At 70.2% G+C, this 10,771-nt stretch carries 12 protein-coding genes and 1 pseudogene; 9 read left to right on the top strand and 4 right to left on the bottom strand.

The genetic code is table 11. The annotated features are described in order from the left end of the window. Window positions 1-483: 483 nt before the first annotated feature. A complete protein-coding gene (locus ACWD0Y_RS34490) occupies window positions 484-807 on the bottom strand; it encodes a hypothetical protein (RefSeq protein ID WP_450264211.1) in 324 nt (107 codons plus the stop codon). 134 nt (window positions 808-941) lie between these two features. Between ACWD0Y_RS34490 and ACWD0Y_RS34495 the strand changes: the two genes are divergently transcribed. The 6 genes from ACWD0Y_RS34495 (at window position 942) to ACWD0Y_RS34520 (ending at window position 6,207) form a co-directional block, all read left to right on the top strand. Further along, complete coding sequence (locus ACWD0Y_RS34495) at window positions 942-1,364, top strand: DUF350 domain-containing protein (RefSeq protein WP_344490701.1); 423 nt, start codon at window positions 942-944, stop codon at window positions 1,362-1,364. A 346-nt stretch (window positions 1,365-1,710) separates the two neighbouring features. Beyond that, window positions 1,711-3,288: an ATP-binding protein gene (locus tag ACWD0Y_RS34500; protein ID WP_450264212.1), complete on the top strand. Its 1,578-nt coding sequence runs from the start codon at window positions 1,711-1,713 to the stop codon at window positions 3,286-3,288. After that, the gene (locus tag ACWD0Y_RS34505; RefSeq protein WP_450264213.1) at window positions 3,285-3,692 is read left to right on the top strand and encodes a roadblock/LC7 domain-containing protein; all 408 of its coding nucleotides are present in this window, start codon (window positions 3,285-3,287) and stop codon (window positions 3,690-3,692) included. The genes ACWD0Y_RS34500 and ACWD0Y_RS34505 overlap by 4 nt, the downstream gene beginning before the upstream one ends. Beyond that, window positions 3,689-4,054, top strand: coding sequence for a DUF742 domain-containing protein (locus ACWD0Y_RS34510; RefSeq protein WP_450264214.1), 366 nt, complete (start codon window positions 3,689-3,691; stop codon window positions 4,052-4,054). Before ACWD0Y_RS34505 ends, ACWD0Y_RS34510 begins: the two co-directional genes overlap by 4 nt. After that, complete coding sequence (locus tag ACWD0Y_RS34515; RefSeq protein ID WP_093797680.1) at window positions 4,035-4,634, top strand: GTP-binding protein; 600 nt, start codon at window positions 4,035-4,037, stop codon at window positions 4,632-4,634. The genes ACWD0Y_RS34510 and ACWD0Y_RS34515 overlap by 20 nt, the downstream gene beginning before the upstream one ends. A 34-nt stretch (window positions 4,635-4,668) precedes the next feature. Continuing rightward, window positions 4,669-6,207 carry a cytochrome P450 gene (locus ACWD0Y_RS34520; protein ID WP_450264215.1) on the top strand — a complete coding sequence of 513 codons (1,539 nt, stop codon included), beginning with the start codon at window positions 4,669-4,671 and terminating at the stop codon, window positions 6,205-6,207. Here ACWD0Y_RS34520 and ACWD0Y_RS34525 read toward each other — a convergent pair. Beyond that, window positions 6,182-7,234 (bottom strand): terpene synthase family protein, encoded by a 1,053-nt coding sequence (locus ACWD0Y_RS34525; protein WP_450264216.1) that lies wholly within the window; start codon window positions 7,232-7,234, stop codon window positions 6,182-6,184. The genes ACWD0Y_RS34520 and ACWD0Y_RS34525 overlap by 26 nt on opposite strands. 325 nt (window positions 7,235-7,559) lie before the next feature. Between ACWD0Y_RS34525 and ACWD0Y_RS34530 the strand changes: the two genes are divergently transcribed. The 3 genes and pseudogenes from ACWD0Y_RS34530 (at window position 7,560) to ACWD0Y_RS34540 (ending at window position 9,251) form a co-directional block, all read left to right on the top strand. Further along, window positions 7,560-8,486 carry a TetR family transcriptional regulator C-terminal domain-containing protein gene (locus ACWD0Y_RS34530; RefSeq protein WP_450264217.1) on the top strand — a complete coding sequence of 309 codons (927 nt, stop codon included), beginning with the start codon at window positions 7,560-7,562 and terminating at the stop codon, window positions 8,484-8,486. 38 nt (window positions 8,487-8,524) lie between these two features. After that, window positions 8,525-8,752, top strand: a pseudogene (locus ACWD0Y_RS34535) (L-carnitine dehydrogenase); the annotation flags it as partial. Window position 8,753: 1 nt separating this feature from the next. Then, window positions 8,754-9,251, top strand: coding sequence for a thioesterase family protein (locus ACWD0Y_RS34540; protein ID WP_450264218.1), 498 nt, complete (start codon window positions 8,754-8,756; stop codon window positions 9,249-9,251). 7 nt (window positions 9,252-9,258) lie between these two features. Here the strand turns inward: ACWD0Y_RS34540 and ACWD0Y_RS34545 are convergent, their stop codons facing one another. Together ACWD0Y_RS34545 and ACWD0Y_RS34550 are read right to left on the bottom strand one after the other, a co-directional pair. Next, window positions 9,259-9,420 (bottom strand): hypothetical protein, encoded by a 162-nt coding sequence (locus ACWD0Y_RS34545; protein WP_450264219.1) that lies wholly within the window; start codon window positions 9,418-9,420, stop codon window positions 9,259-9,261. Window positions 9,421-9,624: 204 nt separating this feature from the next. After that, window positions 9,625-10,590, bottom strand: a complete 966-nt coding sequence (locus ACWD0Y_RS34550) for a YihY/virulence factor BrkB family protein (RefSeq protein WP_093797690.1) — start codon at window positions 10,588-10,590, stop codon at window positions 9,625-9,627. Window positions 10,591-10,771 lie beyond the last annotated feature (181 nt).

Consider the following 10,771-nt stretch of genomic DNA (forward strand, 5'->3'; position numbering starts at 1 on the left):
GTCACGCGTGAGCGCATCCGCCAGATCGAGTCCAAGACCATGTCGAAGCTGCGCCACCCGTCGCGCTCGCAGGTCCTGCGCGACTACCTCGACTAAGAGGTCCCGGGGCCCTGAGGCCCTGGAAACCGGCTTCGGCGCCTCGGGCGGATCCTCGCCCGTGGCGCCGAGCCGCGTTCGGGCCCGTTGCCGGGCCCGCGCGCGGGCGTCCATGGCCTTGCGCTCCCGTGCGGCCGGTTCCCTGTCGCCCGATTCGATCCGGTGCGAGACCTCCGTGAGGAAAACGTTGTCGGGCGTGCCGTCGCAGATCACGCCCGGTGCGCGGATGACCGTGCGTACGGTCGGCCAGAGGGCACCGGCCGCCTGCTCCGGGTCGGTGGCGCGCCGGTCCCGGAAGGCGTCCGGCTTCGCGGCGGACAGGGGGACGGGGCAGGCCGCAGCGACCCGCCCGGGGACGGACGAAAAAGGGTGCGAGGGGACAACCGGTCACGGAATCAAGAACACGTCCGCCGCGACCGCCCCCGCCAGGCCCGCCACCAGCAGCCAGGTGCCCAGCCGCGTACGCCCGCGCCGGCTGAGCTCGATCACGCCGCCGCACAGGATCAGCGCCAGCCCGTACACCCCGACGACCAGGACCGACGACCGGCTCGCCAGCCGCACCACCAGCACCGCCGCCACCGCGACCATCAGGACCGAGGCTGCGGCGACGCGCATCCGCCTGGCCTGACGCGGCGCGAGGCCACCGGTCCGTACGGGCGGGGGGCCGTCCTCGTCCTGTTCCCGGGCCCGTTCCTGGTCAGCAGCGCTCATGCGTTCGGATCGTAATCGCTCTTGCGGGACGCCGCTGCGCCGCCCCACAACCCGTCCGGCCGCCCCGGCAGCCCGTGCGATAGGTTTTGCCTCTCCTCGACCACGATCGACTTCACCTGCGGAGACTGGGACCAATGGAAGACATCGTCAACGGACTTGGCCGTTCCGCCGCCTACGGCGCCCTGGGTGTGGTGCTGCTGACGCTCGGCATATTCCTGGTGGACGCCCTGACGCCGGGCAAGCTCGGCCGGCAGATCTGGGAGGAGCGCAACCGCAACGCGGCGCTTCTGCTCAGCTCGGCGCTGCTGGGCATCGGCGGGGTCGTGTTCACCTCGATCTGGACGACGTACAACGACTTCGGCAAGGGGCTCGTGTCGACGGCCGCGTTCGGGGTTCTGGGACTCGTGATGATGGCGGTGGCGTTCCTGGTCGTCGACCTGGTGACGCCGGGGAAGCTGGGCGAGACACTGGTCCAGGACGAGCCGCACCCGGCGGTGTGGGTGACGGCGTCGTGCAACATCGCGGTGGCGGCGATCATTTCGGCTTCCATCGCCTGACCCGTGGGGCGGGGCTTCCCCCGCCCGTCCCGTCCCGCCCTTCCTCCCCTTCCACACGTACGCCGAAGGCCGCCCCCGCCACCGCGGGGGCGGCCTTCGGCGTACACAGGTCCATCCGTCACCCGTTCGGTTACTCCTTGCTCACAACTGCAAGCCCAGCGTGCAAAATTGGCGAGTCTAAACCGTCGGCAAGGCCCGTGCAGAGGGTTGCGTGAATATGCCGTCGCGCTGATCCGGTCTGACTAAGCTCACTCGAAGCGCGCCGAGTTGATATGAAATCACGCACTTGTTCGCAAGTGTCTTGATAGTTCGAATACATCCCCGCATCGACCGCCAGAGGGTTTACATGGTTCGTGTTGAATCACCTCCGACTGACCGAGAGTCCCCCTTCTTCCGCGCGCTCGTGCCACCCGTCCTCCTGATGGCCGCGGCCACCGTCGCCGCCTTCTTCCTCGTACCGGAGCCCGCCCGGATACCAGTCGTCTGGTTCGGCGCCCTGGCGACCGTGGTGGTGACGGCGACCGCAGCCGAAGCCGTCCGCCGCGGCCGCGCCGTGCGCGCCCTGCACGCGGAGTACGGGAAACGCCTCGCCTTCCTCGAACAGCGCGTCACCGGACACGACGAGGAGACCCTGCGGCTCAGCAAGGAGCTGCTGCCGAACGCCATCCGCCTCCTCCGCCAGGGCCAGTCGCCCGCCGAGGTGATTCGGACGGCGGTGGACGGGGACCCGGCCTACCGCGACCTGCGCGATCCGCAGCGCGCCCTGGTGCGCTCCGTCCTGGAGATCGTCGACACCGAGGAGGCGATGCGAGACTCCGCGCAGCGCGCCTTCGTCAACATCGCGCGCCGCGTACAGGCCATCGTCCACCAGCAGTCCAGTGAGCTGCGGATGATGGAGGAGGACCACGGGCGCAACCCCCAGGTCTTCGACGACCTGCTGCGCCTCGACCACGGCACCTCGCTGATCGGCCGGCTCGCCGACTCCATCGCCGTACTCGGCGGCGGCCGCCCCGGGCGCCAGTGGCCCAACCCCGTGCCGCTGTTCAGCGTGTTGCGCGGCGCGATGTCCCGCATCCTGGAGTACCAGCGGGTCGACCTGCACTCGATCGCCAAGGTCGCCGTCATCGGCACGGCCGTCGAACCGCTCATCCACGCCTGCGCCGAGCTCCTCGACAACGCCACGCGCTACTCGCCGCCGCAGACCCGGGTGCACGTCACCGCGGTGGAGGTGCAGACCGGCATCGCCATCGAGATCGAGGACGGTGGCGTCAGCCTCAGCGAGGAGGCCCGGGGCCGGGCCGAACGCATGCTGGCCCAGGCCCAGGCCGGCATCGACCTCAACGACCTCGGAGAGACGCCGCGGCTCGGCATGGCCGTGGTCGGCCGCCTCTCCCAGATGTACGACCTGAAGGTCTCGCTGCGCCAGTCCGCGTACGGCGGGGTACGCGCGGTGCTCATCGTGCCGCGCGACGTGATCACCACCGGCCCCGCCCCCGGCATCGCCCACGGCATCGGCGCCACCGCGGTCCCCCGGCAGGGCCCGTCCGGCCTGTCGAGCGCGGAAGAGGCACGCATCCCCAGGCGCAAGCTGCGGCCGGCCGCCCGGCCCGAACACCCGGTGCCCGCACCCTCCCCCGCCCCTGCCCCCGTCGCCAGGGAGGAGGACGTCCCCGAGGTGACCGAATGGACGGCGAACGGGCTTCCGCAGCGCCGCAGCCGGGGCCGCGCACCGCTCGGTTCCCACATGGTGCCGGCCGAACCGCAGCCCCGGACGCCGCTCAACGGCCAGGCCAACGGCGCGGCCAAGGAACCGGAGCCGGGCCTCTGGCTCGAAGCCTTCACCAAGGGGTTCAACGGGACACCGTCGGACCCGTCGGCCGATGACGAACCTGACGATGCGTTGGACAAGGGAGATCTCAAGTGATCCAGCAACGGGCGAATTTCGACTGGATGCTCAAGGAGCTGGCCGACGGGGTGCCGCAGGTCCAGCAGATCGTGGTCCTGTCCGCGGACGGACTGCGCATCGCCCGGCACGGCGGCGACCCCGACGTCGCCGACCGGCTCGCGGCAGCGTGCGCGGGGCTCCAGAGCCTCGCCGCGGCCGTCGCCGTCGAAATCCCGCACAGCGAGGGCAAGATGCGGCTCGTCGTCATCGAAGTCGACGGCGGTCTCTTCTACTTGATGGCGGCCGGAACCGGGGCGTACCTCGCGGTACTCGCCGACGAGACGGTGGACGCGGGTCTCATGGGGGCCCGCATGCGGGACTTGGTCATCCGTATCGGAGCCCACCTGACGAGCCCTCCGCGCCATGACGGGCAGACCGTATGAGTCCGCCCCAACGAGAACGGCGACCCCGCGAAACGGGGGACCCGGAACGGCTGTACGTCCTCACCGGCGGCCCGGACGGCACGGAACGGGCCCCTCTCGACCTGGTCACGATGGTCGTCGCCCGCACCGAGCCGACACCGACGGTCCAGCCGGAGCAGGCCGCCATCCTGCGGCTGTGCCGGGCGCCGTTGTCCGTCGCCGAGATCTCCGCGTACCTCAGTCTGCCCTTCAGCGTGGTGACCGCGTTGCTGACCGACCTCCTCGCCACCGAACTGGTCGAGTCGCGGGCGCCCATCGTCCGCGCCGCTCTGCCGGACCGGTCCCTTCTCGAAGCGGTGATGCATGGACTTCAGAAACTCTGAGACGATCACCGGCCCGCGCCGCGAGGACGTCCTCCCCACCACGGCCACGGCCGCGGTGAAGGTCGTGATCGTGGGCGGATTCGGGGTCGGCAAGACCACGATGGTGGGCTCGGTGAGCGAGATCCGCCCGTTGACCACCGAAGAGACCATGACGCAGGCCGGGGTCGGCGTCGACGACAACCTGGAGGGCAAGACCGCCACCACGGTGGCCATGGACTTCGGCCGGATCAGCATCAGCGACGAGCTGATCCTCTACCTCTTCGGCACACCGGGCCAGGAGCGCTTCTGGTTCCTGTGGAACGGCCTCTTCGAGGGCGCTCTCGGCGCGGTGGTGCTGATCGACACCCGCCGCCTCGAAGTCAGCTTCGACGTGATCGGCCGCCTGGAGGAGCGCGGTGTGCCGTTCGTCGTCGCCATCAACACCTTCCCCGACGCACCCCGTCACCCCGTCGAGGCGTTGCGGACCGCCCTCGACCTGCCCCCCGAAGTGCCGATAGTGGACTGCGACGCGCGAGGGCGCGCTTCCTGCCGCGATGTCCTCCTGACGCTGATGCGCTATCTGCACTCCTTGTCCCTGTAACCGTCTGCCTGACCGCCCGATACCTGGAGTGACCGTGACCACCCCTTTCCACCATCTACCCGGAGCGGACGACGGGGCCCTTCCGCCCCCGGGATGCCCGGCCCACGCCACCGCCGGCAGGGGCCCGGGCGGCCTGCACAGGCTGTACGGGCCCGAACACGAGAACGACCCGATGGGCCTGTACGAGAAGCTGCGCGCCGAGCACGGCCCGGTGGCGCCCGTGCTGCTGAACGACGACGTACCGGCCTGGCTGGTCCTCGGCCACACCGAGAACCAGCACATGACCCGCACCCCGTCGCAGTTCTCCCGCGACTCGCGCCACTGGCGTCTCGTCAAGGACGGCACCGTACCCCCCGACCATCCGCTGGCCCCCATCTTCACGTGGCAGCCCATCTGCGTCTTCGCGGACGGCGCGGAACACGAGCGGCTGCGCGGCGCGGTCACCGACAGCATCGGACGCATCGACCACCGGGGCGTACGCCGCCACATCAACCGCTTCAGCAACCGGCTGGTCAACGAGTTCTGCCAGGACGGCCGGGCCGATCTGGTGAGCCGGTTCGCCGAGCACCTGCCGATGATGGTGATGTGCCAGATCCTCGGCATGGCGGAGGAGTACAACGAGCGGATGGTGCAGTGCGCCCGCGACATGATCAAGGGCACGGCGACGGCGAACTCCAGCAACGCCTATGTGATGGACGTGCTGAGGAAGCATGTGGCCCGGCGCAGGATCACGCCCGAGGAGGACTTCACCACCTGGCTCGTCGAGCACCCGGCCGGTCTCACCGACGACGAGGTGAGCCAGCACCTGCGGCTGGTGCTGATCGCGGCGTACGAGACCACCGCGAATCTGATCGCCAACGTACTGCGCATGGTGCTCACCGACCCGCGCTTCCGCGCCCAGCTCAGCGGCGGTCACATGACGCTGCCCGAGGCGGTCGAGCAGACCCTGTGGGACGAGCCGCCCTTCACCACGATCTTCGGCCGCTGGGCCGTCGGTGACACGGAGTTCGGCGGTCAGCAGATCAAGAAGGGCGACGCCCTCATCGTCGGGCTGGCCGCCGCCAATGTCGACCCGGTGGTACGGCCCGATCCGCACGCCTCGATGCAGGGCAACCGCGCCCACCTCGCCTTCAGCAGCGGACCGCACGAGTGCCCGGGGCAGGACATCGGGCGCGCCATCGCCGACACCGGCATCGACGCGCTGCTGATGCGTCTTCCCGACCTTCAGCTCGCCGTGGAGGAGCACGAGTTGCGGTGGCGCAGTTCGCTCCTTTCCCGGCATCTGATCGCGCTCCCGGCCAAGTTCGCCGCGCGTCCGCCGCAGGATGTCGCCAGTTCCCCGGGGGCGATGACGCGCGCGACACCGCTCCCGGACTGGCAGGTGGAATCGCCGCCCAGGGCGAGCGCGCCGCAGCCCGAACCGGAGCCGGTGCCCCCGTCCGCCCCGATGCCGGCCCCCGCCGCGCCGTCGTCCTCGGCGGCGCAGGCGCAAGCCGTGATTCCGGCTCAGCGCAGGCCGGCGGCACCGAAGCGGATGTGGCAGTCGGTCACCCGCTGGTGGCGCGGTTACTGACTGACAGCTGGTCCCACCACCAGGAGATCGTCGGGAGGGGAAGCGGCTCGAAGCTGTCGTCGGCCGGACGCTGCTTCCACCACCCGTCCGGCTTGCCCTCCGAGGCCGAGGGAACGCTGTAGCGGGGACAGACGGAGGCCCAGTCGAGGTGCCCCCGGATGAACTGGCCGAGCCCCTGTACGTACCGGCGCAGCTCACTGCCCGCGTCCTCGATCACCTGGTCGCGCAGCCGGAGGAAGAGCACCATCACGCGGTCCCGCATGGCCACGGCCTGCTGAAGGGCGTGGTGCGGATCGCAGCCGAGTTCCTGGCACAGGACGTCGATCAGATTGAGGTCGTCGTCGGCCCGCAGCAGCTCCTTGTTGCGGGAGTAGAGATCGTTGTCCCAGCTGACCAGCGTCCAGGTGATCTCGGTGAGTGCCCGGACACGCGGGTCCTCGAGATCGTCGTCGGGTATGGAGTATCCGGCGACGATCTCGATCATCGCGGTGGAGGGAGCCATTCCTATGGCCCTCATCCACAGCGTGACGTAGTCGTCGAGCGAGGGCAGTTCCGGCTTGCGGCGCCAGGCCGCCTCCCACACCAGCCCCGAGGTGTAGACGCGCATGGCGTCGGTCCAGCGGCGGATCTGCCGCCGGGACGCGTACCGTTCCAGCTCCAGCCGGAGTGAACGCAGTGCCGCCGCGTGCGGCGACTCGTCCGGGCGGTGGGCGGTCGGGGCCTCCACGGCCCGTACGATCCGGGCCGTCTCCCGGGCGAGGGAATCCGCGGTGACATAGGTCTCGTCGCACACACCGTCGTCGAACGAGAAGAGCACGGCGTGGAACCTGGCCATCAGGGCGAGCGGGCCGGGCTGCCCGTACGGCATGGTCGAAGCCGTCAGACCGCCGAAGTCGCAGAGTGCGAGTCGCCTGCGCTGATGATCGTCCGCGTCGAGGCTCTGCTGGAGCATCCACCGGACGGTCATGTCGTTGAACGCCTGGGCCGACGGATGAACGACGGACGGGACCGGACAGTAGAAGGGCATGGTCGGTAATGGCTGGCCCAGTCGACGTGGCGAGATTACGGTCATGCTCGGCCTCCTGTTAAGTACCCCGCGTACGCTGGGGCGTATATGCCCATGTTCAACCATCAATAACAATGCAACTGACCCATGCCTGAGGCAAGTTGATCGCCCGTTGACCAGAATTGCAGAAGTCCGCCTTCGGCGCCGCGCCGGGGGTTTTCACGGTCCGTACAGGTGACTGACGCATCAGTCAGCACCTCATCAATGGGCTCAATCCGTTACCGTATATGGGCCCACCTGAACCAGGCGTTGCGTTGTTCTCAACGCGCGGGTACGGTGGCCGACCATGCAGCCGGAGCCAGGAGTACGAGTCGGCGACTGCGGCGGCGAGGTCGCCGGGCGAGTGCGTCAGGTGATCGGCGCCGCCGGCGTGAGCCAGCGCGAATTCGCCCGGCGGATCGTCATGGACCCCTCCAAGCTCTCGCGTTCACTCAGCGGAGCCCGCCGGTTCACCGTGGCTGAATTGGCCCGTATCGCCGACACCGCCGACGTGGACGCGGGCTGGCTGCTCGGGTCCCGTCCCGAGGCCCCCGCCAAGCCCTCCGCCGCACAGCGCGACCGCGCCGCGGCCGTCGCCGCGCCCCCGGGCGGCAGGCCGCTCCAGATCGTACGGGAGACCGTACGGCTGATCGCGGAGCGCGGCTTCCATGCCGTACGGGTCGCCGACATCGCCGAGGCCTGCGCCACCAGCACCGCCGCCATCCACTACCACTTCCCCGGCCGGGACGAGCTGCTGGAAGCGGCCGTGCGCTGGTGCATGGACGAGGACACCGCCCGCCGCGCGGCCCGTATCGCCGACGCCGGGGACACCGGTGACGCCGCGGACGAGCTGCGGCAGCTGATCGAGCTCCAGACGCCGTACACCGAGCAGCAACGGTGGCAGTGGAGCGTCTGGCTCGACCTGTGGGCGGAGGCGGCCCGCTCCACCGCCGTGGGCCGGCTGCACGTCGCGTACTACCGGCAGTGGCGTGCGACGGTCGCCGACGTCCTGCGGCGCGGCATCGGCCAGGGCGTCTTCCGCCCCACCGACCCGGACGCCGCCGCGCTGCGGCTGACCGCGCTGATCGACGGCCTGGCCACCCAGGTGCTCGCCGCCGCACCGGACGCGGAAGCGGGCGCCGCACCGGACGCGGGCACCAGCCCCGAGGACATGCAGGCGGCGCTGCTCGCCTACGTGGACGCCACCCTGTCCGCCCCCGTCCACCGCGGCTGAACCGAACCCCTTACATCCCCCCACCCACCGCCCCCCCACTCGCGGGCGGCGACGGCGGCATGGCGCACATGCTGGACCACTTCGGCCCGTCGCTGAAGTCACCGTGGACACGGCTCGAAGCACCGGAACTGGACAAGGAGCTGTACGACGCGGTGGTCTCCGGCTGCGACGAGGCGGCCGGCGGCCGCACCATCGCAGACCTGGTGGCGCAGCGGGACCAGGGCGTCATCGACGTACTGCGGGCGACCGGCCGGCTGGAGAAGTGAGATGAGCGAGCCCCTCCCCCTCCTGCACCAGACCGTGCGGCCCGAGTGGATCGATTACAACGGCCACATGAGCGAGGCCTTCTACGTCCTGGTCTTCGGGTACGCGACGGACGCCATGATGATCGAGACCGGCCTGCACTCCTCGTACCGGGAAAGCACCGGCTGCTCCCTCTACACGGTCGAGGCGCACATCCGCTATCTGCGCGACGTCGCGGAAGGTGCCCACCTCGCCGTCCGCACCCGGATCCTGGGCGCGGACGCGAAGAAGGCACGTTTCGCCCATGAGCTGTACGTCGTCGGCACGGCGGGCGCGGCCCCCGCCCCGGACGCCGCTCCCGTGGCGACGACCGAACTGCTCGCCGTCCACGTCGACCAGAAGGCGGGCCGCGCGGCCCCGTTACCCGACGCCGTCCGCGAGCGGCTGACGGCACTGGCCGAGGAGCCTCCCGCGTGGGCGGGGCGCTCCATCGCGGCGGTCCCTTCCCAGCCGCCCGCCTGACGGCCAGTCAGTCCCGGGTGTGCTCGCGGTAGACGTCGAGTTCACCGTCCTGGCCGACGGCCGGCACCGTGCGCAGCGGGCCGCCGACGCGCTCGTGGCGGACCTCGGCGCCGGAGCCCAGTGCCCGCACCCGCACCTGATTGCGTACGCCGCGCAGCACGGCACTCATGGGGCCGGTCGAAGACGGAAAGGCACAGCGTGCGGCGGTCGGCCGACAGGGTGGACGGGCCGTAGAAGTGACCGTGCGGAAGACCGCGGCCCGTGCCGTACACCGCCTGCTCGTGGCGGCCGGCCCAGTCCCCAGCGCTTCGAGGCGCCGCGCCTGCTCGGGCAGGACCGTGCCGTCCGGTGTCACCTCCCCGTCGAACGCCCCTCAGGCCCCCGGACCGGGGTCGGGCCTGACCGGTTCAAGGATGCCGGCGCGGGCCGCTTCGAGCTGGGCGGCGAACGCAAGGCCCAGGAAGAGCGCGATGCCCGTGAGGTTCGCCCAGAGCATCAGGGCGACGAAGGCGGTGAGCGGCCCGTAGACGGCCCCGAAGGAGCCGCTCTTGGCGACGTACAGGGCCAGCAGCCAGGTCGCCACCACCCACAGCGTCAGGTGTACGGCGGACCCGACGGCGAGCCAGGTGTAACCGGGCTGGTCACGCCGGGGCGCCCAGCGGAAGATCACCGCCGACGCCAGCAGCGCCAGCAGGACACCGACCGGGGCCTTCAGCGCCCCCCACACGTCGAGCAGGGACGCGGGCCACCCGAGCGCCTCGACCAGCGACTCCCCCACCGCTTCACCGGCGACGAGGGACAGAAAGCCCAGCACCATCGGTATACCGGCGCCCAGAGCCAGCAGCAGGCTCCGTCCGTACTTCATGAGGAAGGGCCGGTCCCTCTCAATCCCGTAGATACGGTTGCTGCCGCGCTCGATCTGTCCCATGGCCGAGGTCAGGTTCAGTATGGCGAAGCCGAGCCCGAGCCACATCGCGACCGCGATCGACGTACTGCCGCCGGCGCTACGCCGGGTGTCCGCGAGGGCCTCTTCGACCAGTTCGTTGCTGGCACCCGGCACGATGTGCCCGAGCGTCAGCTCCACGACCCGCCCCACACTGTCGGTGTGCACGGACGCGGCGACGCCCACGAGGGCGATGGCGAACGGCACGATGCCCAGCACCACCTGGAAAGCCAGCGACCGCGCGTGGCTGAACCCGTCCGCGTACCGGAAACGGGAAAAGGCATCGAGGAACAGCTTGCGGCCTCCGTAATGCCGCAGAGCCATCAGGGCCTCGTCACCGGAGAGTTCCTCTCCGATCATGTCCCGAGTCTGGGGGACATGCACCACAGTTCCCATCGGACGCCTGCTTTCACTCAAATTTGCTGTTCGGACCAGCTCCGGTCCTGAGAATACGATCCCTGAACGCAAAAAAGCCCCGGTCTCTGGACATAAGTCCAGGGACCGGGGCATAAAATTTGTTCGGCGGTGTCCTACTCTCCCACAGGGTCCCCCCTGCAGTACCATCGGCGCTGAAAGG

The sequence above is a fragment of the Streptomyces altiplanensis genome (assembly GCF_053591575.1).